The sequence below is a fragment of the Ectobacillus polymachus genome, from assembly GCF_048159605.1.
Classification (GTDB): Bacteria; Bacillota; Bacilli; order Bacillales; family Bacillaceae_G; genus Ectobacillus; species Ectobacillus polymachus.
Genome location: NZ_JBLREB010000003.1, coordinates 1 through 25,127 on the forward strand (window position 1 = coordinate 1; position 25,127 = coordinate 25,127).

The following is a 25,127-nucleotide window of genomic DNA, read 5'->3' on the forward strand; positions in this document are numbered from 1 at the left end:
TATCCAAAAAGTGGAGCCGGCTTGGTCAGCTCCGGAGGACGGAAGTTCTTCACTCAAAAAGGCGCTTTTCGCCTTGAAGAGTGAAGGTTTTCCGACCGGAAGGAGCTAGCCGGCGGAACTAGATTCCTTACCGTAGGGTAAGGGAAGATTACATACTTTACACCCTGTTACCTAGTTTTGAAGGAACTTGCCTTCTAATAGGTCTAGTGATGATGGCGAAGAGGTCACACCCGTTCCCATACCGAACACGGAAGTTAAGCTCTTCAGCGCCGATGGTAGTTGGGACTTTGTCCCTGTGAGAGTAGGACGTCGCTAGGCTATTTATTTTATTGGGCTATAGCCAAGCGGTAAGGCAACGGACTTTGACTCCGTCATGCGTTGGTTCGAATCCAGCTAGCCCAGCCATTCTTTTATATTACAATGTTACATCTATTTAGTTATGGAGGAATACCCAAGTCTGGCTGAAGGGATCGGTCTTGAAAACCGACAGGTGGCGAGAGCTGCGCGGGGGTTCGAATCCCTCTTCCTCCTCCATTTTTACTACAAACAGAATTATAGTTTTTGATACTATAATTACATAATTATCATCTATAGGCTTATCCAAAGGTTGAATGGCCATTTTTTTATTTTCTTAGCTAATTGGTCTCGTGGTGTAGCGGTTAACATGCCTGCCTGTCACGCAGGAGATCGCCGGTTCGATCCCGGTCGGGACCGCCATTTGGCTCGGTAGCTCAGTCGGTAGAGCAGAGGACTGAAAATCCTCGTGTCGGCGGTTCGATTCCGTCCCGAGCCACCTTTATACGATAGAATTCATTTTATTATTCCGCAGTAGCTCAGTGGTAGAGCAATCGGCTGTTAACCGATTGGTCGTAGGTTCGAGTCCTACCTGCGGAGCCATGACTCGTTCGTCTAACGGTTAAGACACCTCTTATTTAATAGCGGTATCACGGGTTCAATTCCCGTACGAATCATCTTGGAAAATCAGCGTACAATTCTACGCTGATTTTTTTGTATATATAAAATTGAAATGATACAAAATGTAAAATATTTTTGTTTTGTGATAGCAAAAATATGAAATGAAATACATTCTTCCGGATATACTACTAAATGCAAGGAGGGATGTTTTTGTGACAACCATCAAAGATGTAATGAGTACAAATATCGCATACTGCACGCCTGTAGATAATGTATTTGAAGCAGCAACTAAAATGAAGCAAGAGGATGTAGGGATTATACCAGTTGTCAATAATAATCGTTTAATGGGACTGGTAACTGATCGTGATATTGTCTTACGAGGGATTGCTGAAAAGCATCCTGGATCTGAAAGCATTACATCGGTAATGAGTACAGATATTGTTAGTGTATCTCCTGATGACCCTGTTGAGAAGGCAGCTGAACTGATGTCACGTTATCAAATTAGACGTCTGCCTGTAGTTGAACATAATGAGCTAGTCGGCATGGTTTCCCTTGGCGATTTAGCTGTAGAACAATTTACAGATGATCAAGCGCAATTTGCTCTAAGTGAAATTTCGGAGGATCATCATCAAGGCTAACGAAAGAAAATAACTCATAGGATACTCTATCCTATGAGTTATTTTTCTATTTGAAATAGAAAAAAATAAAAAAATATTATGTGATATAGTAATATTTATAGAAAAGGCTGCGTAATGCTTGTATTATTAAATTATAGGAATATACAGTTACTAATAAATTTATACATATTGTATAAGAAATATATGGGCAGTATTTAAGGAGGGCCACTATGAATATAGTTGAAAATGAACCTAACTGGCTGTTGGTTACAGAAAATTATGAACCACCTTCGTCATTTTCAGATTTACTTTATTTGCTTATTCCTAATCGTACTGAAACGGGCAGATTGGATGGCCAAGTTTTATCTTGGAAGGAAAAGGAATTTTATAAAAAAGAAACAATTATTCCCTTTATACAGTTTGCTTTTAAAAAAATGATACATTTACCTAAATTCAATAAGGATGAAATGCCTACCGTACTTCGAATTGTTCGTTTATGCCAGGAAACAGGGTGGTATGGAAAAGCGTATGAGCTACTGAAGGAACAAAAAATTATCTCATTTATCTTTAATTCTTTAGACATGAATCCTTGGGATAACTTTACGAAGGCTGCTGCATGGAATTATATTATTGTAAAGCAAAAAGCACATCAATTAGAAAAATCAGATGAATTGATATGGGAAAAAATAAAATATGATTTGAGTTGGAAAACTTCCTACGATTACTTAGCATCAGAAAAGGAAATAATAGAATGTAAGCTTCTATATGTGTGCCGTAGAGCAAAAGAAATGGAACAGAGCAAGTTTGAAGAAATAGTAATGGAGCTAGCGATGTATTGTAATTCTAAAATTGCTACTTTATATACATTGGATCTTGTCGATACCTATAAAAAATGCATGAATTATTTTATTAAATACATAAAAAACCAAACGATTATAGATTGTCATTATGCAATCCTTGCACAGTTAGCTGAATTTTTCTATGAGCCTTATCAACTTATTATGGATGATTATATGGAAATCATGAAAGATATCATGACTCATATTGATTATTCTTTTTATTATAAATATAAGGAATTTATAGGAATGTTATTATCCTATATTCCATTTTTCCAAATGATTCATGTTCGAAAACAAACTGAATATTTTCAAGAAGTACTGAATGTAAGCAAAGGAGTTTCATATAAAGAAGAAATTCTACGTGAATATGTATTTTCACAAGTTATGGATGAGAAAGGTGGTTTTTTAAATACTTTTTATTACCATAATTGCAAAAGTATAATTGAGGAAATCCTTACCTATTGGTGTACGCCTGAGCAAAGAAATGCCCTTTAATCTATCATATTTTCATGTAAAGTAAAAACTCATCTGTATACGGATGAGTTTTTACTTTCATATTCCCTATTTGTCGCCAAGAATGTAGAATTATGCGGGATGATCAGAAGTACTGCAATAAAGAAGATTGCAAACATGGAAGACAAATGCATTCCATTTTCCATAAGAGCAACGGTGCTAACTGCTATAAAAAAAGATAACTTGTATGTAATGGCTAACCAAGATGCAAGTTTTACTTGAAGCCATTCCAATAAAATTTCGCATAACACAAATAAAACTAAAATAATTAAGAAAGCAAGACTCGCATTAAAAATAAATAGACAACAAATCAGTCCTACTAATGACAACGATTCTAAAAATATAGGTGTATCTTTCATTCGAGCTTCCTCCACATTACCTGACGTTATTTTTTTAAATATTGGAGAGGATCAAGGGCATTAGATTTTGCATAATTCCATTCGCCTTTATGAAGCTCAAAGTGTAAATGTTGTCCAGTAGCTTCGCCTGTACTTCCCATGTATCCGAGAACTTGTCCTTGGTTGACAGTATCTCCTTCACTAACGTAACGATTCTTCATGTGAGCATATACGGTCTCATATTGTTGTCCATTAATATTATGTTTAATAAATACAACATTTCCATAACTAGAAGAATAGTAAGAGCGAGAAACTTTACCAGAAGCAGCCGCAAGAATTTGAACATTTCCAGGTGCTGCAATATCAACTCCGTAGTGAAAACTTCCCCATCTAGGACCAAATGTACTGGTCACGGTACCGCTAGAAGCTGGCCATTTAAAAATGGATGCGCTTTGTGAAGGAGAATTGCTAGGTGGATTGGATGAAGAAGGCTTTGATGTAGAAAGATAATCTTTCGAAACATATCCTTCAGACCCATTGTATTGAATTTTATACCAATTTCCAGACTGTCCGGTTACTGCTACTTTCTCCCCGTTAGATAAAACATTAATAATGCTATAGTTCGATCCAGGACCTGATCGAAAACGTAGTGCATCTGCATTTACATAGTAGGTAGTAGTTCCTTGAATAGAGGAAGAGCCATTAGAATTAGAAGATGGAGTAAGATAAGCTTTGCTAACATAAGCTGTTTGATTGTTGTATGTAATTTTACACCAACCATTGTTCTCTGCTTCTACGGTAACCTCTTCCCCGCTACTTAATATACCTATAATAGAAGAGCTAGTGTTTGCCTCGCTGCGAACACGAAGTGCATCAGCCGTCACTTTTTGCTTGGAAGAAGATGAAGAAGATACGGTTACGAAATCTTTACTAACATATGCGTCTCGACTATTATATGAAATTTTGTACCAATTACCGCTTTCCCCAATAATGCTAATCTTAGTTTGGTTTGGAAGTGCCCCTAATCTGTCATAAGAAGTACCAGGACCGGTTCGTACATTTAAATATGTTGCATTCACAGTTCCTGTAGTATTTGCACTAGCATGCACGGAATCTGCAACAAAAGGTAACGCAGCTAATGCAACGGATGAAACAAAAAAAGTACGAGCTTTCATAGTTATTCCTCCTATTAGAAAAATAGCAAATTAAAAAACTATATATGAAAATATCATAGTTTAATTAATAAAAAAGATATATCCATATATATTATTATATTTATTGGATTATTTTTCAATGTAATTATAATAGTTTTTGTTATTTTTACTATTTTTCTGTTATTGTTTATATAAAAAACAAAAAAATATCAAAAAAATGTAACAAAACATGGTTGACAATTAACAATTGTTAACCAATAAAATAGTTTAATCGTGAATTGTAAGATTATCATCGATATGTGTAATGTTTTTCAAATAATGTTTCAAAAAATAGTGAAGCAGTTGCAGAAATGACAACATGGTGTTACAATATGGTCACAATTTAATGAAATTGCTAGGGGAGCTGGTGTAACCGGCTGAGAGGAGACCGTAAGTCTTGACCCTTTACCTGATCTAGATAATTCTAGCGTAGGAAAGCAGACTGACTTATACAAGCCTACTTTTCTATCTAGAAAATAGGCTTTTTAATTTTTATATTGTGAATCCACTAGGGGTGCGAAGAAGCTGAGAGAGGCGAAGACCTTAACCCTTATAACCTGATGTAGGTAATACTAACGAAGGGAAGTGGCGTAGAATGACAAATGATATTTGTTGTTATGCAGCCGCTTCCATTTGAGAAAGCGGTTTTTTTCATTTCGCAAAGCAGGATGCGATAAGAGCCGTATTCTTACATATGGGGTTATGCGGAAATAGGTAAGCGCTTAAGTAAAATTTCAGGGAGTGCTGATCATCCCTACTTCTGGAAAGTTTCACTTTATGAATAGCCGTTTTGAATATTTGGTTGGGATATGGCATATCGCAAGGAGATGCAGGGATTTGAAGAGCATGATTCAATTTCATAATGTAACGTTTGCGTATGAGGGAGAAAAACAGAACATACTGCAACATGTAGATTTGGATATAAAGGCAGGTGAATTTATCAGCATTATTGGACCAAGCGGATGTGGAAAAAGTACTATTTTTCGGTTATTAACTGGTCTAGAGGAGGCAACTGAAGGAGAGATTATCATCCAAGACAGTAAGGTACAGCGTGGAAGCCGTACCGTTGGTTATATGCCGCAGACCGATTTATTGCTGCCATGGCGGAATATTTTAGAAAATGCCGCTCTCTCGATTGAGTGTCAAGGAATAAAAAAGAAGGAAGCAGAAGTGAAAGCATTTGAATATTTAGAGAAGTTTGGCTTACAAGGATACGAGCAGAAGTATCCAAAGGATTTATCAGGAGGTATGCGGCAACGTGTATCCTTTCTGCGAACATTTCTAACAGGCAGTGACATTTTGCTGCTTGATGAGCCGTTCAGCGCATTGGATGCGATTACGAAAGTAAGCATGCAAGAATGGCTATACGAGCAATGGATAAAGTGGAACAAAACGATTGTATTCATTACACACGATGTAGAAGAAGCTTTGTTTTTATCACAACGTGTATTTGCAGTAACGGAAAAGCCTATTTCCTCCATACGGGAGTTTACCGTACCTTTACCTAAAGAGCGAAGCAGACATGATCTAAGCAGAATGGATATTGTTCAAATGAAGGATGCATTACTCGATCTGTTGCAAGGGAAGGTAAAACAATGAAAAAGTTAAACTATTATTTGCCTTCTATCATAATTGTGACGCTATTTTTAGTAGTTTGGGAAATTGGAGCAAGAATGGTTAATATCATGTATATATTGCCATCGCCAAGTTCTATTTTTCAGAAAATATGGGATCTTCGCTCTATTTTGTTCACGGTTCATTTAACTGCAACGTTAACTGTCGTGCTAATTGGTCTAGCCATATCGATTGTACTGGGAGTTGGTCTTGCTGTTTCGATGAGCTTACACCCTTTTGTAGAGCGGGCCTTTTATCCATTGCTAATGGCATCGCAAACAATACCTATCACTGCGCTTGCTCCGTTGTTTGTGCTCTGGTTTGGCTATTCTATTTGGAGCAAGGTAGTGGTAACGGTACTTATCACTTTTTTCCCGATTGCTGTGAATACCTTCGATGGACTCCGTTCTACAAAGCGAGAATGGGAGGAATTACTTACAACGTTCGGGGCATCCCGTGTAGATATCTTTTTAAAATTGAAATTACCGGCAGCTATGCCATACTTTTTTTCAGCCTTAAAGATAGCTGTTCCATTTAGTATTATTGGAGCGGCGATGGGGGAATGGTTAGGTGCACAGGCTGGCCTCGGCTATTTTAGTAAACGTATGATGACACAGCTTGATGGTGCAGGTGTATTTGCTCCAATTTTTATTTTATCTTTATTAGCTATTATTTTTGTATGTATTGTTTCATTACTTGAGAAGAAATTTGTAGGTTGGAGGAAAGATTCTTGAAACGATTAATGTTTGTTTTCATGATTGCTGTTGTATTTGTGGGACTCGTAGGGTGTTCGAGTGGGGCACCGAAGAAAGAGAAAGAAGTTACGATTATGCTAGATTGGTATCCGAATGCTGTTCATAGCTTTATTTATGCAGCCATTGATAAAGGGTACTTCAAGGAAGAAGGTGTGAAGGTGAATGTGAAATATCCTTCGAATCCAACTGATCCTTTAACGTTAGCAGCTGCAAACCAAGTTACACTAGGAATCTATTATCAACCAGATGTTATTATGGCAAGAGCAAATGAAGGAATTCCTGTAAAGTCTGTTGGAGCTATTGTTCAATCTCCTTTAAATAATGTTGTTTCGTTAAAAGAAGCTGGAATTCATTCTCCAAAGGATTTAGAAGGAAAAACCGTCGGGTACAATGGTACTCCTTTAAGTGAACAGTATTTGAAAACGATGGTAACACAAGCGGGCGGTAATCCCGATAAAGTAAAGATGGTAGATGTAGGGTTTGATTTAGTATCTGCTCTTGTTACCAAAAAAACAGATGCAGTCATAGGTGCGTATATTAACCATGAAGTACCGTTGCTTCGTCATCAAGGCTACACACCAGAATACTTTAGTCCTGAACAGTATGGTGTACCAAATTATTATGAGCTTGTTTTTGTAACGAGTGATCAAACGTTAAATAAAGACAGAGATGCAATCGAAGCATTCTTACGCGGTGCTAAAAAAGGATACGAATTTACGAAGAAAAATCCAGATGAAGCCTTACAAATTCTATTAAATCATCAAGAAAAGGAGAATTCTCCTTTAGTTCCTGAAGTAGAAAAAGAAAGCATGAAAGTTTTACTACCGAAAATGGAAAGCAGTAATCAACCATTTCTATCACAAACAGAAGCGTCATGGACGGAACAAAGTAAATGGTTACATGAACAAGGAATAACAAAGAGTATCGTTCCTGCAAATGAATTATTTGAAAATGTTATAAGGTAGGCGATTTCGTTGAAAAAGGATGTACATCTTATTTCGAATGGTAAGCTTTCAGCTTTAGAATTTTCACACGTACTTTCTAGCGTTAAAGATGATGTAGATTATTTTCACATACGTGAACGTGGCCGAACGTCCAGAGAATGGTATGAATTTGTAGAGTACCTGCTATCGAAAGGTATTCCGGCAGAAAAATTGGTCATTCATGACCGGATTGATATTGCTCTTCTACTTGGCATTTCACATGTGCAGCTTGGCTATAACAGCATAGATGTAGAAGTAGTAAAGAATGCATATCCATCTCTACATGTTGGATGTTCGGTGCATTCCTTTGCAGAAGCCTTTGAGGCGAAGAGAAAAGGAGCTGATTCTATCCTGTATGGTCATATTTACGAGACAAAGTCGAAGGAAAGGCTTCCTCCAAGAGGATTAGAGGAACTAACCAGAATTGTGAATGAAATAGGGATTAAGACAGTTGCGATTGGGGGTATTCTTCCCAAGAATGTAGAAGCTGTTTTAGATTCAGGGGTCAAGGGAATTGCCGTTATGTCTGGAATTATTGAGGCGAAAGATCCGATGCTTACAGCACATGCTTATCAAAACTCTATTCGAAAGTGGGAGAAACGAATATGAACCAAATGTATGACATGATCATTGTTGGCGGTGGGATTATTGGTAATGCCATTGCACATTTTCTTTCCGAAAGAGGCTATAAGATTGCAGTAGTGGAAAAAGGAAAAATCGCTTCAGAAGCGTCCTACGCAGCAGCAGGATTGCTAGGCGTTCAAGCAGAGTGGGATGAATATGATCCTCTATTTGATTTAGCAAGAAAAAGTAGAGCGATGTTTAAACCGTTATCCAATCAGCTTCGCGAAAAAACAGGCATTGACATTGGATATGAGGAAAAGGGGATTTATCGTATTGCCCAAAGTGATGAAGCAGCAGAAAAACTAATGGAAATTATGAAATGGCAGAATGAAACCGGTGAAGAATCTCATTTTCTATCAGGAGCTGAGCTCAGGGAAAGAGAGCCATTGATTTCGGAAGCAGTCGTTGCAGCCGTATATCATCCGAATGATGGACATGTTATTGCACCAGAGCTAGCAAAAGCCTTCGCACATTCTGCTGCTAGATCAGGCGCAGACATTTTTGAAGAAACAGAAGTTGTAGACATCATCATTTCAAATCATCGTGTGACAGGGGTTGTTACCTCAAATGGCGTAATGGAAAGCGAAAACATTATTATTGCTTCTGGAGCTTGGAGTACAAAGCTTCTTGGACATTTTGACAAAACGTGGGGCACGTATCCTGTCAAAGGAGAGATGATTGCTGTTACAAGCTTTAAGCCATTATTGAAGATTCCTGTGTTTGAAGATGGATTTTACATTGCTCCAAAGCGAGGGGGCCGTTATTTGATTGGTGCAACGGTTGTCCCTCATACGTATGACAAGGCAGTACATGTACAAAGTATTCAAACATCACTAGAGCGTGCTATCCACATTTTACCTGAGTTAAAGGATGCAACTTGGGATACGACATGGGCTGGACTTAGACCACAGTCAAATCACGGTATGCCGTATATAGGAAAGCATCCAGAAATTGAAGGGTTGTATACGTGTACCGGTCATTTCCGTAATGGCATTTTGTTAAGTGCAATTTCAGGTAAATATATGGCTGATTTAATTGAAGGAAAGCAATCCAATGATTTGCTCTCTTCCTTCATTCTGGAGGGAAGCAAGTGAAGCTAAAGATAAATGGAAAAGAACTGAGTGTCCCAGACGATGTAACTTCGGTTGAAAAACTGCTAACCCATTTAGGGTTAGAGAAGAAGATTGTTGTAGTTGAAAAAAATGGAGTCATCATCGAAAAGGAAAAGCATGTAGAAGAAAGCGTGAATGATTCAGATCAAATTGAAATTATTACATTTGTTGGAGGCGGTTAATATGTTACAAATTGGACCTTTTACATTTCAATCTCGGTTGCTATTAGGAACAGGAAAATTCAAAGACTTTGATGTACAACGTGAAGCGATTCAAGCTTCAGAAACGGAAATACTCACCTTTGCTGTTCGCCGTATGAATATTTTTGACAACAATCAGCCGAATTTATTGGAGAAAATTGATGTTACAAACTATACACTCCTGCCAAATACTGCAGGAGCTACGACTGCAGAAGAAGCAATTCGGATTGCAAAGCTTGCAAAAGCGTCTGGTCTTTGTCAAATGGTAAAGGTTGAGGTTATTGGAGATAGCAAGACATTGCTGCCTGATCCAATTGAAACATTAAAGGCATGTGAAGCGTTATTAGAGGAAGGGTTTATTGTTCTTCCATACGTATCTGACGATGTAATTTTGGCGAAACGACTCCAAGAAATGGGCGTTCATGCAATTATGCCGGGAGCAGCACCAATCGGTTCTGGTCTTGGTATTATCAATCCGCTTAATATCCAATTTATTATTGAACAGGCAACCATTCCAGTTATCGTTGATGCAGGCATCGGCGGACCAGCAGATGCAGCCTTTGCGATGGAACTTGGAGCAGATGGAGTTCTTCTCAATACTGCTGTTTCAGGAGCAAACGATCCAGTAAAAATGGCGGATGCTATGAAATTAGCTATCCGGGCTGGGCGACTTGGCTATGAAGCAGGAAGAATAGCTCGTAAGCGGTATGCAACAGCAAGTAGTCCAATTGAAGGAATGAGCATTCTTGAATAGCAGATATTCTCGCCAAATTTTATTTCCTCCGATTGGCGATAAAGGACAGAAGCAGCTTCATGAGAAACATGTACTAATCATTGGGGCAGGGGCGCTAGGCAGCGGTAATGCCGAAATGCTAGCAAGAGCAGGTGTTGGAAAGCTTACCATTGTAGACCGTGATTATATCGATTGGAGTAATTTACAGCGGCAGCAGTTATATGCAGAACAAGATGCCATCTTTCATATACCAAAAGCAATTGCGGCCAAAAAACGGCTAGCTGAAATCAATCATGAAATTGAAGTACAGGCACTCGTAACGGATGTAACTGCTGCAGCTTTAGAAGAATATATCCAGGGTGTGGATCTAATCATAGATGCAACTGATAATTTTGAGATTCGTTTTCTTATAAATGATATATCTCAAAAATATGGCATTCCATGGATTTATGGTGCATGTGTAGGAAGCTACGGATTGTCGTATACGTTTTTGCCAGGAGAAACGCCATGCTTGTATTGTTTGTTGCAATCAATCCCGTTAGGCGGAGCAACCTGTGATACGAACGGAATTATTGCACCGGCCGTAATGCAGGTCGTGTCTTATCAAGTGACAGAAGCGTTAAAGCTACTTGTAGGTGATCAGAAAGCGCTGCGCCGTACTCTTGTTTCCTTTGATATTTGGAACAATGAGCATACTTCCGTAAATGTACAGTCGCTAAAAAAGAAAGACTGTCCATGCTGCGGAGAGCAAGCAAGCTATCCGTATTTAAACGGAGCACATGAATCGAAAACGACTGTTTTGTGCGGGCGGGATACGGTTCAAATCCGTGATCCGCACAGAAAAGATGTGGACTTGCAAGAGTATAAGAAAACGTTACAAGAATCGGTACAGGATTTATTATGTAACGAATATGTGTTAGCTTTTTCTGCGGAAGATAAGCGACTTGTCATGTTTCGGGATGGACGAGTAATGGTGCATGGTACAAAGGATATAGCAGAAGCTCGAAGTATCTATCACCGCTATTTCGGGTGATACCTCCTATAAACAATTCTTTCCTAATTTCCTAACACATTGTTATACTAAATGTAGTGTTAATGAAGTTAAGGAGATGAACGTATGCAAGAGAATATGGGTCTCGTGCTCGAAGGCGGTGGAATGCGCGGTGTATACACAGCTGGAGTGCTTGAATGGTTTATGGAACGCAATCTGTTTTTTCCTTATGTAATAGGTGTTTCAGCCGGTGCGTGCAATGCAGCATCCTACATATCTCGTCAGCCTGGGCGGAATAAAAAAGTAAACATTGGCTATATGAATCATCCCAGATATTTATCCTATCGGAATCTATTACGTAAAGGGCAGCTGTTTGATATGGATTTCATTTTTGATGAAATACCTACGAAGCATGTGCCATTTGATTTTGCTAGCTATTTTGCAGCAAATGAGCGTTTTATTATAGGAGCAACAGATGCACAAACAGGTCGTCCGGTCTATTTTGAGAAGGGTGGAACAAAAGAAGAGGCAATGACAATGCTTCGTGCTTCTAGTTCATTGCCTTTCATCGCCCCTGTCGTTTCATTTCGAGAGAAAAAGCTTATGGATGGAGGAATTTCAGATCCTATTCCGATTCGAAAAGCAATGCAAGACGGAGCTGAAAAAGCCGTACTTGTATTAACTCGAAACGAAGGCTATGAAAAAAAACCTTCGAAATTTGGATGGATTACGAAACGGACCTATCGTAAATATCCGAAACTCGTAGAAGGCATGCTAACTCGTTATCAAATCTATAATGAAACCTTACGATATGTAGAACAGCTAGAAAAAGAAGGAAAAGTATTTATCATCCGTCCCGTTGAAACACTTCAAGTAGGACGGATGGAAAAAGATACACAAAAGTTAGAACAACTGTATAAGCAAGGATATCATGACGCAGAACATCAATCTGAAAAACTAATAGAGTTTCTCAAATAATGTGAAACTATGATTTCAAAATATAGTATGTAAAGAAGAAAACCCTTCAGAATGCTAGGTCTGAAGGGTTTTTTATACTATTTAAGATTCATTGACTGTCGATGATAAGAAGCTCATTAAATTTCTCTTCAAGTGCCTTTTCGAAGCCTTTTAGCGCTCCATGTTTTGCTTCTCTTAGTAAAGTGAGTCCTAGAATATTAACTGCTTCGTTAGCTCTTTCTATATCAAAAAGAATTAAACCATAAAAACAATCTATCGTTGCGTTGTTAGGATATTTCTCTCGTACTTGTTCAATAATCGATAAAGCTTTTTTAACTTTTCCTATGTTCCTATATGACGATGCTAAACATGTAAGTGCTATCCATTCTTTGTCATTATGTAAACCAAGTCCTACAGCTTTTTCATAAATTGGAATTGCTTTTTCTTCTTTTGAAAGTCCATCCAAAGATAAAGCGTATTCCATCCATATCTCACTATCATCTGGATTTTGATTACAAATTTCATGCATCTTCTCTAAGCCAATATCCTCTTGTCCTTTGTTTATTAACTCGCGTGCTTTGTTAATACCTAATAGTATTTTCTCGTTCACTAAAATGCACCTCCTATGTTAATCTCACATGACTATAATATGCAATATCCTAAGAGGAATTTTGGTTTATATGTGTAAGGTTTATTTATAAAAGATGGAAGGAGAGAGTAACAATGGAATTAATTTGTGAGTCATTGAATCTAGAGGAATATCTGAAGGAATTACCAGAGGTGGACTTTCGACATCCTCTTATTCAACAAAAATCAAATGAACTCTATACTAATTCAAATGCTCAACAATTGGAATATATAAAGATAGCATATGAGTTTGTTAGAGATGAGGTTTGTCATTCATGGGATATACAAAGTACAAAAATAACAAAGAAGGCTTCCGAAGTCCTACTAGAAGGGGAAGGCATATGTTATGCCAAGTCTAATTTATTAGCAGCCTTATTACGTTCTAAGGGTATTCCTACAGGGTTTTGCTATCAAAGACTTGTATTAGGGGATACACCTGATACAGGATACTGCATTCATGCTCTCAACGCTGTACATATTTCCTCTAAAAATAAATGGATCCGGTTAGATGCAAGAGGAAACAAACCTGGAGTAAATGCTGAGTTTTCGTTATACAAAGAGAAACTAGCATTTCCAGTTCATCCTGAGTTTGATGAAATTGACTATCCTGTTATTTATTCAATTCCTAATGAGAAGACCATGAAGGTATTATCTGAGCACGCAGATTGTTTAAATATGTGTTTGAATTTCTTACCAGAACGGATTGGGTAAGAGGGACTTATGATGCTATGGTCATTCAAACGTTTGATTAATTTGTAGATGGGCTTTAAATCACTAGACTTTTATCAGAATCTAGAACAAGGACAAGCCTTGTTCTGCTAGTAAAATTGAGTGAGTCATTACATCGAAACTTTTCATGTTAGACACTTCAAAAAGACAACATAAGAGAAAACCGCATTCAAATGAATTTCAAAACTATGTATAAATCTTTAAACAGAAAGACGAGATCCTGTTCGAATCTCGTCTAGTTCACATAAAATTATTGAAAGTTTATTAATTACAAATTAAGCTCATTGAAATCTGCCGATCTACAAAGCCTAATTCTTTATACAGTTTTCTTGCAAAGTTGTCTGCATGAACATTTAATCGTATTTCTTTATGTCCTTTTAAAGACAATTCGGCTATTCCTGCCTTCATTAATTTCTTTGAAAGTTTTTGACCACGATACTCGGGTAAAACGTATAATTCGTAAATGAATCCTACACTCTTTTTTGAAAAATAATCTTTAGCACTACCAATTAGAGTCCATCCCTTTAAGTTGTCATCATCTTTAAGTACTAGGTAGTATGCTCCTTGTTTTAATGCTGTTTGTACAATCTCTTTTACACGTTCTTGTGTAGGCTTAAAGGTCTTGGCTGTTCCTTCGTATAGAGCATTATCTGATTTTGCTAGAATTTCATTCAGATCACTTTTACTAGCTTGTTTAATCATATTTATCCCCCTTTTTATAGGTCTGTCTATTCAGTGATTATGTAAATGAATTTTGATATCCCCATTTTATTACATTAGCTATAAAAGTAATTAAAATATGACAATAAAAAAGATAAGAGTTCAGTATATTATTCCATCATTCGTGTTAGTAAATGTTAATGGAATCGTAAGAATAATTGTCAAATACAAAAAAAGAGCATTGGCAACTAGCCAATGCTCTTTCATTATTTTCCTTAGTGAGATAAAAACAAGAGTTGATACAAGAATAGTACAGCAAATAAGTAGATGAGCGGATGTACATCACGAAGCTTGCCCTTCGCTATTTTCATAAGCGGGTACGTAATGAATCCAAGAGATATGCCAGTTGAAATACTTGATGTAAGCGGCATACTTAAGATTACAAGAAAGGCTGGGAAGGCTTCATCAAATTCGTCCCAGCGAATATAACGAACAGAGCCCATCATCAAGCTTCCAACAATAATAAGAGAAGGTGATGTAATGGCAGCAACACCAGAAACAGCACCTACGAGCGGACTGAAGAATGCAGATAAAGCAAAAAGAATGGCAATGACAAGTGCTGTTAATCCCGTACGACCGCCTGCTCCAACGCCGGCAGATGATTCAATGAATGCGGTTGTAGGGCTTGTCCCGAATATGGCACCGATCATTGTTGAAATACTATCAGATAGCAGAGCACGTCCTCCATTAGGAAGCTTGCCATTCTTTAATAGCCCAGCTTGTTCGGATACACCAAGTAATGTACCAGTTGTATCAAATAAAGTAACGAGTAAAAATGAAAAAACAACGCCGTATAAACCGTAATGAATTACATCTGAAACAGCTGTCACAGGATTTGCGACGATTATTCCATTTGGAAGGGATGGAACAGAAATAATCCCTTTCTGAAATGATAGTTGTCCGGTAATGAGTGCGAGAATTCCTGTGAGTAACATCCCAAGGAATAAACCCCCTTTAACATTTCGGGCTAGTAAGATCAGTGTAATTGCTAAACCTGCTAGGGCGAGTAAAACGGAAGGGGAATGTAAATCACCAAGTCCTACTAAATTCGTAGGATTTTTAGTAATGATTCCCGTTAATCGTAATCCAATAAATGCAATAAATAACCCAATCCCTGCGGTAATGGCATGTTTAAGGTTTTCAGGAATTACTTCCATTAGTTTCGTACGAAATGTCGTAAGTGATAGCAGGAGAAAGATAAGTCCTGTAACAAATACTGCTGAAAATGCGATTGCATAGGTAACGCCAGCATGCGCTTTTACAACGGAATAGGCGAAATATGCATTAAGACCCATACCCGGAGCGATTGCAATCGGCAGATTTGCAAAAAGTGCCATACATAATGTTCCAGCAAAGGCAGCAATAATTGTCGCTGTAAATCCTTGTTGGAATGGAACGCCAGCATCCGCTAGAATAACTGGATTGACAACAATAATATAGGCCATGGTTAAAAATGTCGTAATACCAGCCATAATTTCAGTTTTTATATTCGTGTTATGCTTTGAGAGATTAAACATCATGAGATCCTTTCTTTTTACGAATGATACTGACAACAGTATTATATAATATTCGTCATTTTATAATTTTGCAAGTAATATTTTTGTGAAATAAATTGTACTAATTTGCTACCTCTTTTTACTATAATGGAGCCTTTGTGGTCATGCTAATGGAGAAGAACATGTAAGGAGGCTTCCAAATGAAAACGCAGACGAAGCAAGTTTTACCACCACAGCATCAAGAGAATCAACCAGGAATTGAATCCGTAATGAATCCCAAACCTATATTTGATAATTCCTTGTATAAGGGTTCAGGAAAGCTTAGCGGGAAATGCGCCCTTATAACGGGGGGAGATAGCGGTATTGGCAAAGCCGTTGCGATTGCCTTTGCAAAGGAAGGTGCTCATGTAAGCATTAGCTATTACAATGAGCATGAAGATGCAAAGGCGACAAAACAGCTCATCGAAGCGTATGGTGTCAAGTGCACACTATTTGCAGGTGATTTAAGTGATGAAATGAACTGTATCCAAGCTGTCAAGAGCACAGTTGAACAATTAGGAAATCTAAATATTATTGTGAATAATCTAGCTGTACAATATCCACAAAATAGTTTATTGGATATTACCGCGAGCCAATTAGAAAAAACATTTCGTGTTAATTTGTTTTCTTATTTTTATGTATCAAAAGCAGCGCTTCCGTATTTAAAGAAGGATGATTGTATCATTAATACTGCTTCCATTACCGCTTATGAAGGAAATGAAGGGCTAATCGATTATGCATCTACAAAGGGAGCCATTGTTTCGTTTACGCGCTCATTATCAAAATCACTTGTGAAACAAGGAATTCGTGTGAATGGGGTGGCACCTGGCCCGATTTGGACACCACTTATTCCATCGAGTTTTGATTCACAAAAAGTAGCTGAGTTTGGGAGCGATGTGCCGATGGGACGACCAGGGCAGCCGTGGGAGTTAGCTGGGTCCTATGTGTATCTTGCCTCGCAGGATTCCACCTACGTTACCGGACAAATGCTTCATGTAAATGGCGGAGTCGTAAACAATGGGTAGCATACAAGAAATGTATTTCTTACAAGCCCGATTTGTACGGGAGGAATAACTGTGCGAGTACTTATTTTAGTATGGTGTATGCTTATGATAAGCGATTTGAATGTACAAGGTGCTGACAAAAATGATCGCTTTATTTTAATAAATCTTACCAATAATCAATTATCCTATTTTGAAAATGGAATATATATAAGGAGCTTTCCTGTTACTACTGGAACTAAAAATACTCCAACACCAGAGGGACGTTTTTTCATTAGAGATAAATATAAAAATAAAGAATATCACCGTAAACAAATTGCAGGGGGAGCACCGAACAATCCGTTAGGGACAAGGTGGATGGGATTAAGCTATAAGCAATACGGGATTCACGGAACAAATAAGGAGTACTCGATTGGAAACCGAGAGTCCAATGGCTGCATCCGAATGAATGATCGCAATATACAGTGGTTGTATGATCGAGTACCATTGAATACGAGTGTAGTCATTGCCAAATTCAATGAATCGATTGAGAGGGCTGCCCACCGATTTGGGTATAATGTTATAAGTTGGAACGGAGAAGGCGTACATCCCCATCAAGTAGGGCGTTTACGTACGGTAGTGCCGACTACAGTATATTGGCAGGATTTTAACGGACAATTCATACCCGTTAGAACTGTAGGAAAAAATCAATATTTCCCTGTGTATTCTTATTCTCAGGGTAAATACGATATAGGAAATCGTACCTATATTATAGATCCTACCAATAAGGGAATATCCTATGAACAAATACCGGATTATATTATCATAAATGAATATCAACGAAGCAGAAAGTAACAAAAGCGAAATAGACCGTTATAGAGACAGATGATATGCCTCTTAACGATCTATTTTCGCAAAGATTCATTACTTTTTGTTATTCATGTGAAACTATACGTTTGGGCGAAATGTTTGGCAGCTTGTTTCTGCGCTGGTTGAGCTTGCGCTTTCCAGCTTCATGCCATCTAGAATTGAATTTTCCATCTGGTTTTGTTCCGTTGCATAGGATGTTGAATCTGGCATGACAAGAATAGAATTAGCCTGACAATAATTTTCTTGTCCCCAATAATGACAATTGGAAACGGCACAACGTATTTCTGGCATTGTATTCACCTCACTTAGAATGGATCCTCACGAGAATAATCGTGGATGTCTTGAACAAGGATGTACTCATTTTTGCTTGTTCACTATATTGTAAACATTTTAAAATTTATGTATGCATTCGTTCCCACATCGCAAAAAACCTTGGATTATTAGGGAAAGGAGCATAGTATAAAAAAATCAGAAAATAGAAACATATTACTGTCATCTTCTAGCTATAAGAAATCAATGGTATGATAAGACTACTTATTGTTCCTGTTTACATATTCTTAACGAACACAATCGAAGGATTGTCTCTTTTTTTGCAGGAAATGTATGCGCTACAAAGAAGTATTATTGTAGAAGAATGACAATTTTTGTTGTGTATCTTGAAACTTTTCACATAGGAGAGGATAAAAGGATGAGTTGGAAGCAAACATTTGAACGTTGGATGAATTCAGAAGTAATCGACGTACATATGAAACAAGAACTAGAAAAAATGAAAGATAATGAAAAGGCTTTAGAAGAATGCTTCTACAAAAATTTAGAATTCGGTACAGGTGGTATGCGGGGAGAAATTGGACCTGGTACCAACCGTATGAACATATATACTGTACGTAAAGCATCAGAAGGATTAGCACGTTTTATTGAATCATTTGGCGATGAAGCAAAAAAACGCGGGGTTGTAATTGCATATGATTCTCGTCGTATGTCGCCTGAGTTTGCTATGGAAGCAGCTAAAACTCTTGCAACGCATGCGATACAAACGTATGTATTTGCTGAACTTCGACCAACTCCTGAGCTATCTTTTGCTGTTCGTGATCTAAATGCTTTTTCAGGAATTGTAGTTACAGCAAGTCACAATCCACCAGAATATAATGGATATAAAGTATATGGTGAGGATGGCGGACAGCTTCCACCGAAAGAAGCTGATATCGTCATTGAAAAAGTAAATGAAATTGAAAATGAATTAGAAATTCATGTAGAGTCTGAAGAAGAATTAAAGGAAAAAGGGCTTATTAAAATAATTGGCGAAGAAATGGATGATAAGTATGTTGCAAAAATTAAAACGATCTCTGTTCATCCAGAGCTAGCTGAAGAAATTGGAAAAGACTTAAAAATTGTATTCACGCCGTTACACGGTACATCAAACAAACCAGTTCGTAAAGCGTTAGCTGCACTAGGATATACAAATGTAACGATTGTAAAAGAACAAGAGCTTCCTGATGGTAATTTCCCTACTGTGAAGTCTCCTAATCCTGAAGAGCATGCTGCCTTTAAGCTTGCTATTGAATATGGAACAAAGATTGATGCAGATGTACTTGTAGCAACAGATCCAGATTCAGACAGACTTGGCGTCGCTGTGAAAAATAGCGATGGGGAATATACAGTCCTAACAGGTAACCAAACAGGTGCGATTTTATTAGAATACTTACTATCGCAAAAGAAAGAAAACGGCACTCTTCCTGAAAACGGTATCGTGTTAAAGACCATCGTTACATCTGAAATTGGTCGTGCCATTGCAAAGGCTTATGGACTCGAAGTAATTGATACATTAACTGGCTTTAAATTTATCGGTGAAAAAATTAAGCAATTTGAACAATCTGGTGAATATACATTCCAGTTTGGCTACGAAGAAAGCTATGGATACTTAATCGGTGACTTTGTTCGTGACAAAGATGCTGTACAAGCTACAGTTTTTGCTATTGAAGTAGCTGCCTATTATAAAAAACGCGGTATGACATTGTATGATGGCTTGCTTGAAATCTTTAGTAAATACGGATTTTATCGTGAAGGCTTGAAATCCATCACGTTAAAAGGAAAAGATGGAGCAGAGCAAATTGCAAACCTTCTTGCAACATTCCGCAAAGAAGCGCCAACTGAATTTGCTGGCATAAACGTAAGCATTGTCGAAGATTACAAAACAAGCATGAAAACATTTTCTAATGGAAATGAAGAAACCATTCACTTACCAAAGTCTAACGTCTTAAAATATGTGTTAGAGGATGGCACCTGGGTTTGCTTACGTCCATCTGGAACGGAACCAAAGGTAAAATTCTACTTTGGAGTAAAAGGTACAAGCCTAGAACATAGTACAGCGAAGCTCCAAGAAGTATCAACAGCATTTATGGATAAAATAAATGAGGCTTTATCGAAGAAAGCGTAAAAAGTAATTATTGTTATAAAAAAGCATTCGCATTAGTGCGAATGCTTTTTTTTTATAAAGGAAAAACTACATATGCTGTTCGATTTGCTCCGTATATAATTTTTGGGAAGCATGATCGATATATTGAAACATGAGCTGCAGGTGTTTATCAACAACACGCAAATCCTTTGCGTATTTATATGCATGGAGAAAATGCTCGATTCGTTTGGAAAAAAGCTCATCCTTCGTTCGTACCATTAGAACGAGAAGATCATCCCAATCACAATTGTACGTATAAAATAACGCTTTGTCATAATCGGACTCTGTGAACATTTCATCCCTCCTTAATTTGAGGAGTTGTTACTAGTGTACGTTACCTTATGAAAAAGTAAGCATGAAAGAATTTACTAGGAGTAGATATACAATTTTCTTTTGTTACATGGTGCGCTCGTACTATTGAGTAATTTGAATAACCATGCTTCCGATACTCTCATGAAATGTCCTTTTCTCTCATACATTGTGATAAGGGGAGTAAAAGGAGGGGCATATGTTGAAGAGTGACGATTATAAAGCATTAGAATACGCAATTGATGAAATTACAGAAATCGCTAAAGGGTTTGGACTAGACTTTTACCCAATGCGTTACGAAATTTGTCCTGCAGACATTATTTATACATTTGGGGCATACGGCATGCCAACGCGATTTTCGCACTGGAGCTTTGGTAAGCAGTTTTACAAAATGAAAATTCATTATGATTTAGGTTTAAGTAAAATTTACGAGTTGGTTATTAATTCGAATCCTTGCTATGCGTTTTTACTTGAAACCAATTCGCTTATTCAAAATAAGCTAATTGTTGCCCATGTGCTTGCACATTGTGATTTTTTTAAAAATAACGTTCGCTTTATGAATACGAAACGAGATATGGTCGAAAGTATGGCAGCAACTGCAGAGCGCATTAAGCAATACGAACATCAATATGGTAAGAAAGAGGTTGAAACCTTTTTAGATGCAGTGTTAGCCATTCAAGAGCATATTGACCCTTCTTTAATGCGTGCAAAGTTATCATGGACAATGGACGAAAAGGAAGAAGAGATTGTAAAACCGGTAACACCGTATGATGATTTATGGAATTTAGATAAACGAAAAAACAAACCAGAGCTTTCTCGTCCCAAAAAGAAATTTCCACCTCAACCGGAAAAGGATCTCCTTCTTTTCATTGAGGAGTATAGTCGTGAATTGGACCCGTGGCAACGCGATATTTTAACGATGATGCGTGAGGAAATGCTGTATTTCTGGCCTCAGCTGGAAACGAAAATCATGAATGAAGGCTGGGCGTCTTATTGGCATCAACGTATTATTCGTGAAATGGATTTATCAAGTGAGGAAGCCATTGAATTTGCCAAGCTGAATGCGGGTGTGGTTCAGCCGTCTAAAACAAGCATTAATCCTTATTATTTGGGATTAAAGGTCTTTGAGGATATTGAAGAACGGTATAACGATCCGACAGAAGAAATGAAGCGTGATGGTGTGTTACCAAATACAGGACGTGAAAAAATATTTGAAGTAAGAGAAATTGAATCGGATACTTCTTTTTTACGTAATTATTTAAATAAAGAACTTGTACATCGTGAGGACATGTATCTATTTCAAAAGCAAGGGAAAGATTATAAAATAACGGATAAAGACTGGACTGAGGTTCGTGATCAGCTAGTGAATATGCGCGTAAATGGTGGATTTCCCTATCTTTCCGTATACGATGGAGACTATGCTAAAAACGGAGAGCTGTATATAAAGCATCATTTTGAAGGAATTGAGCTAGATGTAAAATATTTAGAGAAGGTGTTGCCTTACATCTATCAGCTATGGGGACGATCCGTATATTTAGAAACAACCATTGAAAATAAGGATGTGTTATTTTATTATGATGGGAAGATGACACATCGAAAATATTTATAATCCTGTTAAAACATATTGACAAGACGTAGAAGTCTAGGTAAGATGTACTTACAATTATATACCACCCTAAAGGGGAGTAGCTTTAACAGCAAAGTCGTCAGTTCAGGGAATTCACCCTCGGCTTTGTTGGCAACTTTATTTCGTTGTTAGCAAGACCTTTACCTTCTAATGGTAGAGGTCTTTTCGTTTTATGAGACCTAAACCATTTCGGTTTAGGTCTTTTTTTTCGTATCCCATAAGATTATGGCGTTATTCAGGAAAGATAGCTTTTATCCTTCCTTTTCTATAGATTGAATCACTAGTAAGAGAAAAATAGTAGGGGGCGATTACATGAATTTCTTTCAAGCAGATGTTTTTACTGCGTTGTTGTCGATTGTGCTTATTGATTTAGTATTAGCTGGAGATAATGCAATTGTTATTGGTCTAGCTGCTCGAAATTTACCGAAACAAGATCGAAAGAAAACAATCTTTTGGGGGACACTTGGTGCCATTCTCATTCGTGCAATCGCCACAATGGCAGTTGTATGGCTGTTAAAAATACCTGGATTGCTTCTTATAGGTGGTGTATTGCTCGCTAGGATTGCCTATACATTACTTGTAGATGAGAAGCAGTATAACGTAAAAGCAGGACAAAGCGTATGGGCTGCTATTCGAATGATTATTGTTGCAGATGCACTTATGGGGATTGATAATATTCTTGCAGTTGCCGGAGCTGCTAAAAGCGATCCGTTATTGGTTATAATCGGCTTATCCATTTCTGTTCCATTTGTCGTTTGGGGAAGTACGATGATATTAAAACTTGTTGATCGCTTTCCAATCATCATCATATTTGGGGCGGGAGTACTGGCTTGGACTTCTGCGAAAATGATTGTAGATGAGCCGCTTCTTTCAAATTATTTTAGCAATTCAATATGGAAGTATGGGTTTGAAGTGATTTTTGTACTTGCTATTGTTGCCTTTGGTATGTGGAAAAAGAATGCTAATAAGGGAGTTACCCAAGTGGGTAAGCAGCATTCCCTTTAGCTTATAATAAAAAACGAAGCGCTGCTGCGCTTCATTTTTTGTATTTATTCCGTAATATTAACAACGGTAACTTTTTCACGTGTCATAGAAAGAATGCTCTTCTGAATGCCTTGTACACCCATCCCAGAAGATTTCACACCTAGGAATGGGAAGTGATCGGGACCTCTTTCTGTACGTCCATTGACTTGGACAGAACCGGCTTCTATGCTATTTGCCATAGAAAATGCTCGGTTAATATCTTTCGTGAAGATACTAGCTTGTAATCCGTATTCCGATTCGTTTGCAATCCGGATGGCTTCGTCATCTGACGAGACACGAATGATTGGAAGTACAGGTCCAAATGGTTCTTCCCATGCAATACTCATTTCTTCTGTAACATGATCAAGAAGGGTCGGATAAATTAAGTTTTCTTCACGTTTGTTTCCCATAAGGACGGTTGCACCCTTAGCAACTGCATCGTCAATAAGTCCTTGTACAAAATCAGCGGATTTGTCGTCAATGAGCGGAACAATAACGCTGTTTTGCTCAGGCGAACCAACGGATAGTTTACTGATTTCTTCGTGTAAAAGCGAAACGAGTGTATCAGCAACCTTCTCATGGACTAATACGCGTTTAATCGCTGTACAACGCTGACCGGAGTAAGAAAATGCTCCACTGCAAATATGTTTTGCTGCAGCTAGTAAGTCTGCATCCTCGCGTACGATACCAGGATCTTTTCCACCTAATTCGAGTACGAGCGGGATCATTTTTACTTTTTGTGCAATGTGTTGACCCGTTACCGTACCTCCTGTGAACGATACCATATCAATCCCGTTATGCTCGACTAAATAGTCGCCAATTACAGAACCGCGACCTGTCACTAAGTTTAGTAGGCCGTTTGGAATTCCTGCTTTGTCTAATGCTTCAATCATTTTAATTCCACTAATTGCACCTTGGGTAGCCGGCTTGAAAATGACAGCATTTCCTGCCATTAGTGCAGGTGCAATCTTAGCAGCAGCTAGATTAACAGGGTAGTTAAATGGAGCAATAGCCAGCACAACGCCGAGTGGAACGCGCTGAACGACTGCTAGTTTAGATTGAGATCCTCCAGGAAAACTATCGCCCATCATACTTTCACCATTCATATGAAGAGCTTCACCAATTGTATATCGTATGAAATCAGCTGTACGGACAGCTTCTTTCTTCGCATCATTGTAGCCTTTGCCAACTTCTTTCATAATAACCGTTGCAATTTCGTCTTGCATGTTGACTAATTCATTCGCCCATTTATACAATACAGCAGCGCGTTCTTGCAAAGAAGTTTTCGCCCATTCTTTTTGGGCATGGCGAGCTGCTTGGATTGCCTCGTCAACCTCATCCTGAGTAATGGCTTGAACACGTCCAATGGTTTTATGAAGATATGGTGATCTGATGTCTATCGTCTGACGTGATTGACTTTCACGCCATTGACCATTTACATAAAACTTATACGTTTCCATATAAACCCTCCCTAAATGTAATTGTAGAAACAGTAGATATAAGTGATTGTAGTAGTCTATCAGAAATATTTCAAATGATTTCACTATATGTTGATAAATTGGCACAAACTTTACATATTTATGTGAATATATAGTGTCATTGCTATATACTATAATAGACTTACTTTAAATAAAATTTGTTAACAATCCTATTGACAGGAAAGTTTAGGAAGATATACAATTAAAAATGTTAAAAATTAGTGAAAAGGAGGTTACGTGATATGATTCGTAAGTTGATTGTTGTGAATAAAGTCCGAATTCAAGTAAAACATCATATGTTACACGTAACCGCTATTATATCATGACTAGGTAAACTGTCAAATTCCTTGTTTACTTATACAAAGCGCTCGTTTCGTGTATGAAAACGAGCGC

General features: G+C 37.8%; 25 protein-coding genes, 5 tRNA genes, 1 rRNA gene and 2 riboswitches. Of the genes, 23 read left to right on the forward strand and 8 right to left on the reverse strand.

Annotation, left to right across the window (positions count from 1 at the left end):
* The first annotated feature begins 202 nt into the window (after positions 1-202).
* The 8 genes from rrf (at position 203) to ACM5BR_RS14045 (ending at position 2,866) form a co-directional block, all read left to right on the forward strand.
* Positions 203-318 (forward strand): 5S ribosomal RNA (gene rrf, locus ACM5BR_RS14010).
* A gap of 12 nt (positions 319-330) precedes the next feature.
* Positions 331-405, forward strand: a tRNA-Gln gene (locus tag ACM5BR_RS14015).
* Between the two features lie 36 nt (positions 406-441).
* Positions 442-534: transfer RNA gene (locus tag ACM5BR_RS14020), tRNA-Ser, on the forward strand.
* Positions 535-641: 107 nt separating this feature from the next.
* Positions 642-717 (forward strand) — tRNA-Asp (locus tag ACM5BR_RS14025).
* A gap of 3 nt (positions 718-720) precedes the next feature.
* Positions 721-793, forward strand: a tRNA-Phe gene (locus ACM5BR_RS14030).
* A 29-nt stretch (positions 794-822) separates the two neighbouring features.
* Positions 823-897 (forward strand) — tRNA-Asn (locus ACM5BR_RS14035).
* Positions 898-1,148: 251 nt separating this feature from the next.
* Positions 1,149-1,553, forward strand: coding sequence for a CBS domain-containing protein (locus tag ACM5BR_RS14040; protein ID WP_416828844.1), 405 nt, complete (start codon positions 1,149-1,151; stop codon positions 1,551-1,553).
* 209 nt (positions 1,554-1,762) lie between these two features.
* On the forward strand, positions 1,763-2,866 hold the full coding sequence (locus tag ACM5BR_RS14045) for a DUF3965 domain-containing protein (protein ID WP_416828612.1): 1,104 nt from the start codon (positions 1,763-1,765) through the stop codon (positions 2,864-2,866).
* A gap of 29 nt (positions 2,867-2,895) precedes the next feature.
* On the opposite strand, the gene ACM5BR_RS14050 is transcribed toward ACM5BR_RS14045, so the two are convergent.
* Together ACM5BR_RS14050 and ACM5BR_RS14055 are read right to left on the reverse strand one after the other, a co-directional pair.
* The gene (locus ACM5BR_RS14050) at positions 2,896-3,243 is read right to left on the reverse strand and encodes a hypothetical protein (protein WP_416828613.1); all 348 of its coding nucleotides are present in this window, start codon (positions 3,241-3,243) and stop codon (positions 2,896-2,898) included.
* Positions 3,244-3,269: 26 nt separating this feature from the next.
* Positions 3,270-4,397, reverse strand: a complete 1,128-nt coding sequence (locus ACM5BR_RS14055; RefSeq protein WP_416828614.1) for an SH3 domain-containing protein — start codon at positions 4,395-4,397, stop codon at positions 3,270-3,272.
* A gap of 365 nt (positions 4,398-4,762) precedes the next feature.
* Positions 4,763-4,868: riboswitch (TPP riboswitch) on the forward strand.
* A 47-nt stretch (positions 4,869-4,915) separates the two neighbouring features.
* Positions 4,916-5,016: riboswitch (TPP riboswitch) on the forward strand.
* 245 nt (positions 5,017-5,261) lie between these two features.
* On the opposite strand from ACM5BR_RS14055, the gene ACM5BR_RS14060 reads away from it, so the two are divergent.
* The 9 genes from ACM5BR_RS14060 to ACM5BR_RS14100 all read left to right on the forward strand — a co-directional run bounded on the left by ACM5BR_RS14060 (position 5,262) and on the right by ACM5BR_RS14100 (position 12,405).
* Positions 5,262-6,014: an ABC transporter ATP-binding protein gene (locus tag ACM5BR_RS14060; RefSeq protein WP_416828845.1), complete on the forward strand. Its 753-nt coding sequence runs from the start codon at positions 5,262-5,264 to the stop codon at positions 6,012-6,014.
* Positions 6,011-6,763 carry an ABC transporter permease gene (locus tag ACM5BR_RS14065; protein ID WP_416828615.1) on the forward strand — a complete coding sequence of 251 codons (753 nt, stop codon included), beginning with the start codon at positions 6,011-6,013 and terminating at the stop codon, positions 6,761-6,763. The genes ACM5BR_RS14060 and ACM5BR_RS14065 overlap by 4 nt, the downstream gene beginning before the upstream one ends.
* A gap of 8 nt (positions 6,764-6,771) precedes the next feature.
* Positions 6,772-7,749, forward strand: coding sequence for an ABC transporter substrate-binding protein (locus ACM5BR_RS14070; RefSeq protein WP_416828846.1), 978 nt, complete (start codon positions 6,772-6,774; stop codon positions 7,747-7,749).
* Positions 7,750-7,758: 9 nt separating this feature from the next.
* A complete protein-coding gene (tenI, locus tag ACM5BR_RS14075) occupies positions 7,759-8,376 on the forward strand; it encodes a thiazole tautomerase TenI (RefSeq protein ID WP_416828616.1) in 618 nt (205 codons plus the stop codon).
* A complete protein-coding gene (gene thiO, locus ACM5BR_RS14080) occupies positions 8,373-9,485 on the forward strand; it encodes a glycine oxidase ThiO (RefSeq protein WP_416828617.1) in 1,113 nt (370 codons plus the stop codon). The genes tenI and thiO overlap by 4 nt, the downstream gene beginning before the upstream one ends.
* The gene (gene thiS, locus ACM5BR_RS14085) at positions 9,482-9,685 is read left to right on the forward strand and encodes a sulfur carrier protein ThiS (protein WP_416828619.1); all 204 of its coding nucleotides are present in this window, start codon (positions 9,482-9,484) and stop codon (positions 9,683-9,685) included. The genes thiO and thiS overlap by 4 nt, the downstream gene beginning before the upstream one ends.
* Before the next feature lies 1 nt (position 9,686).
* A complete protein-coding gene (locus ACM5BR_RS14090; protein ID WP_416828620.1) occupies positions 9,687-10,457 on the forward strand; it encodes a thiazole synthase in 771 nt (256 codons plus the stop codon).
* Positions 10,450-11,469, forward strand: a complete 1,020-nt coding sequence (locus ACM5BR_RS14095) for a thiazole biosynthesis adenylyltransferase ThiF (RefSeq protein WP_416828621.1) — start codon at positions 10,450-10,452, stop codon at positions 11,467-11,469. Before ACM5BR_RS14090 ends, ACM5BR_RS14095 begins: the two co-directional genes overlap by 8 nt.
* Before the next feature lie 84 nt (positions 11,470-11,553).
* The gene (locus ACM5BR_RS14100; RefSeq protein WP_416828622.1) at positions 11,554-12,405 is read left to right on the forward strand and encodes a patatin-like phospholipase family protein; all 852 of its coding nucleotides are present in this window, start codon (positions 11,554-11,556) and stop codon (positions 12,403-12,405) included.
* A gap of 88 nt (positions 12,406-12,493) precedes the next feature.
* Here ACM5BR_RS14100 and ACM5BR_RS14105 read toward each other — a convergent pair whose 3' ends face one another.
* Positions 12,494-12,994: a tetratricopeptide repeat protein gene (locus ACM5BR_RS14105; RefSeq protein ID WP_416828623.1), complete on the reverse strand. Its 501-nt coding sequence runs from the start codon at positions 12,992-12,994 to the stop codon at positions 12,494-12,496.
* 113 nt (positions 12,995-13,107) lie between these two features.
* Here ACM5BR_RS14105 and ACM5BR_RS14110 point away from each other — a divergent pair, with 113 nt between their 5' ends.
* Entirely contained in the window at positions 13,108-13,722 is a 615-nt protein-coding gene (locus ACM5BR_RS14110) for a transglutaminase-like domain-containing protein (RefSeq protein WP_416828624.1), read from the forward strand.
* 282 nt (positions 13,723-14,004) lie between these two features.
* Here the strand turns inward: ACM5BR_RS14110 and ACM5BR_RS14115 are convergent, their stop codons facing one another.
* Both ACM5BR_RS14115 and ACM5BR_RS14120 read right to left on the reverse strand, forming a co-directional pair.
* Entirely contained in the window at positions 14,005-14,442 is a 438-nt protein-coding gene (locus ACM5BR_RS14115) for a GNAT family N-acetyltransferase (RefSeq protein WP_416828625.1), read from the reverse strand.
* Positions 14,443-14,675: 233 nt separating this feature from the next.
* The gene (locus ACM5BR_RS14120) at positions 14,676-15,977 is read right to left on the reverse strand and encodes an NCS2 family permease (RefSeq protein WP_416828847.1); all 1,302 of its coding nucleotides are present in this window, start codon (positions 15,975-15,977) and stop codon (positions 14,676-14,678) included.
* Positions 15,978-16,156: 179 nt separating this feature from the next.
* Between ACM5BR_RS14120 and ACM5BR_RS14125 the strand changes: the two genes are divergently transcribed.
* Positions 16,157-17,020, forward strand: coding sequence for an SDR family oxidoreductase (locus tag ACM5BR_RS14125; protein WP_416828626.1), 864 nt, complete (start codon positions 16,157-16,159; stop codon positions 17,018-17,020).
* Between the two features lie 78 nt (positions 17,021-17,098).
* Positions 17,099-17,830, forward strand: a complete 732-nt coding sequence (locus tag ACM5BR_RS14130; protein WP_416828848.1) for a L,D-transpeptidase — start codon at positions 17,099-17,101, stop codon at positions 17,828-17,830.
* A 93-nt stretch (positions 17,831-17,923) separates the two neighbouring features.
* Here the strand turns inward: ACM5BR_RS14130 and ACM5BR_RS14135 are convergent, their stop codons facing one another.
* Positions 17,924-18,136: a DUF1540 domain-containing protein gene (locus ACM5BR_RS14135; RefSeq protein ID WP_416828627.1), complete on the reverse strand. Its 213-nt coding sequence runs from the start codon at positions 18,134-18,136 to the stop codon at positions 17,924-17,926.
* A gap of 397 nt (positions 18,137-18,533) precedes the next feature.
* Between ACM5BR_RS14135 and ACM5BR_RS14140 the strand changes: the two genes are divergently transcribed.
* Positions 18,534-20,279, forward strand: coding sequence for a phospho-sugar mutase (locus tag ACM5BR_RS14140; protein ID WP_416828628.1), 1,746 nt, complete (start codon positions 18,534-18,536; stop codon positions 20,277-20,279).
* A 66-nt stretch (positions 20,280-20,345) separates the two neighbouring features.
* Here ACM5BR_RS14140 and ACM5BR_RS14145 read toward each other — a convergent pair whose 3' ends face one another.
* Positions 20,346-20,591, reverse strand: a complete 246-nt coding sequence (locus tag ACM5BR_RS14145; RefSeq protein ID WP_416828630.1) for a YhdB family protein — start codon at positions 20,589-20,591, stop codon at positions 20,346-20,348.
* A 214-nt stretch (positions 20,592-20,805) separates the two neighbouring features.
* Here ACM5BR_RS14145 and ACM5BR_RS14150 point away from each other — a divergent pair, with 214 nt between their 5' ends.
* Together ACM5BR_RS14150 and ACM5BR_RS14155 are read left to right on the forward strand one after the other, a co-directional pair.
* Positions 20,806-22,215: a SpoVR family protein gene (locus tag ACM5BR_RS14150; RefSeq protein ID WP_416828632.1), complete on the forward strand. Its 1,410-nt coding sequence runs from the start codon at positions 20,806-20,808 to the stop codon at positions 22,213-22,215.
* A gap of 330 nt (positions 22,216-22,545) precedes the next feature.
* Positions 22,546-23,238 carry a TerC family protein gene (locus tag ACM5BR_RS14155; RefSeq protein ID WP_416828633.1) on the forward strand — a complete coding sequence of 231 codons (693 nt, stop codon included), beginning with the start codon at positions 22,546-22,548 and terminating at the stop codon, positions 23,236-23,238.
* Positions 23,239-23,282: 44 nt separating this feature from the next.
* On the opposite strand, the gene ACM5BR_RS14160 is transcribed toward ACM5BR_RS14155, so the two are convergent.
* Positions 23,283-24,716 (reverse strand): NADP-dependent glyceraldehyde-3-phosphate dehydrogenase, encoded by a 1,434-nt coding sequence (locus tag ACM5BR_RS14160; protein ID WP_416828634.1) that lies wholly within the window; start codon positions 24,714-24,716, stop codon positions 23,283-23,285.
* Positions 24,717-25,127 lie beyond the last annotated feature (411 nt).

Bases quoted from the DNA above. Each gene is read 5' to 3' on its own strand.
- ACM5BR_RS14040 (WP_416828844.1), top strand. From the start codon at position 1,149: ATGAGTACAAATATCGCATACTGCACGCCTGTAGATAATGTATTTGAA.
- ACM5BR_RS14045 (WP_416828612.1), top strand. From the start codon at position 1,763: ATGAATATAGTTGAAAATGAACCTAACTGGCTGTTGGTTACAGAAAAT.
- ACM5BR_RS14050 (WP_416828613.1), bottom strand. From the start codon at position 3,243: ATGAAAGATACACCTATATTTTTAGAATCGTTGTCATTAGTAGGACTG.
- ACM5BR_RS14055 (WP_416828614.1), bottom strand. From the start codon at position 4,397: ATGAAAGCTCGTACTTTTTTTGTTTCATCCGTTGCATTAGCTGCGTTA.
- ACM5BR_RS14060 (WP_416828845.1), top strand. From the start codon at position 5,262: ATGATTCAATTTCATAATGTAACGTTTGCGTATGAGGGAGAAAAACAG.
- ACM5BR_RS14065 (WP_416828615.1), top strand. From the start codon at position 6,011: ATGAAAAAGTTAAACTATTATTTGCCTTCTATCATAATTGTGACGCTA.
- ACM5BR_RS14070 (WP_416828846.1), top strand. From the start codon at position 6,772: ATGTTTGTTTTCATGATTGCTGTTGTATTTGTGGGACTCGTAGGGTGT.
- thiO (WP_416828617.1), top strand. From the start codon at position 8,373: ATGAACCAAATGTATGACATGATCATTGTTGGCGGTGGGATTATTGGT.
- ACM5BR_RS14090 (WP_416828620.1), top strand. From the start codon at position 9,687: ATGTTACAAATTGGACCTTTTACATTTCAATCTCGGTTGCTATTAGGA.
- ACM5BR_RS14100 (WP_416828622.1), top strand. From the start codon at position 11,554: ATGCAAGAGAATATGGGTCTCGTGCTCGAAGGCGGTGGAATGCGCGGT.
- ACM5BR_RS14110 (WP_416828624.1), top strand. From the start codon at position 13,108: ATGGAATTAATTTGTGAGTCATTGAATCTAGAGGAATATCTGAAGGAA.
- ACM5BR_RS14115 (WP_416828625.1), bottom strand. From the start codon at position 14,442: ATGATTAAACAAGCTAGTAAAAGTGATCTGAATGAAATTCTAGCAAAA.
- ACM5BR_RS14120 (WP_416828847.1), bottom strand. From the start codon at position 15,977: ATGTTTAATCTCTCAAAGCATAACACGAATATAAAAACTGAAATTATG.
- ACM5BR_RS14125 (WP_416828626.1), top strand. From the start codon at position 16,157: ATGAAAACGCAGACGAAGCAAGTTTTACCACCACAGCATCAAGAGAAT.
- ACM5BR_RS14130 (WP_416828848.1), top strand. From the start codon at position 17,099: ATGCTTATGATAAGCGATTTGAATGTACAAGGTGCTGACAAAAATGAT.
- ACM5BR_RS14135 (WP_416828627.1), bottom strand. From the start codon at position 18,136: ATGCCAGAAATACGTTGTGCCGTTTCCAATTGTCATTATTGGGGACAA.
- ACM5BR_RS14140 (WP_416828628.1), top strand. From the start codon at position 18,534: ATGAGTTGGAAGCAAACATTTGAACGTTGGATGAATTCAGAAGTAATC.
- ACM5BR_RS14145 (WP_416828630.1), bottom strand. From the start codon at position 20,591: ATGTTCACAGAGTCCGATTATGACAAAGCGTTATTTTATACGTACAAT.
- ACM5BR_RS14150 (WP_416828632.1), top strand. From the start codon at position 20,806: ATGTTGAAGAGTGACGATTATAAAGCATTAGAATACGCAATTGATGAA.
- ACM5BR_RS14155 (WP_416828633.1), top strand. From the start codon at position 22,546: ATGAATTTCTTTCAAGCAGATGTTTTTACTGCGTTGTTGTCGATTGTG.
- ACM5BR_RS14160 (WP_416828634.1), bottom strand. From the start codon at position 24,716: ATGGAAACGTATAAGTTTTATGTAAATGGTCAATGGCGTGAAAGTCAA.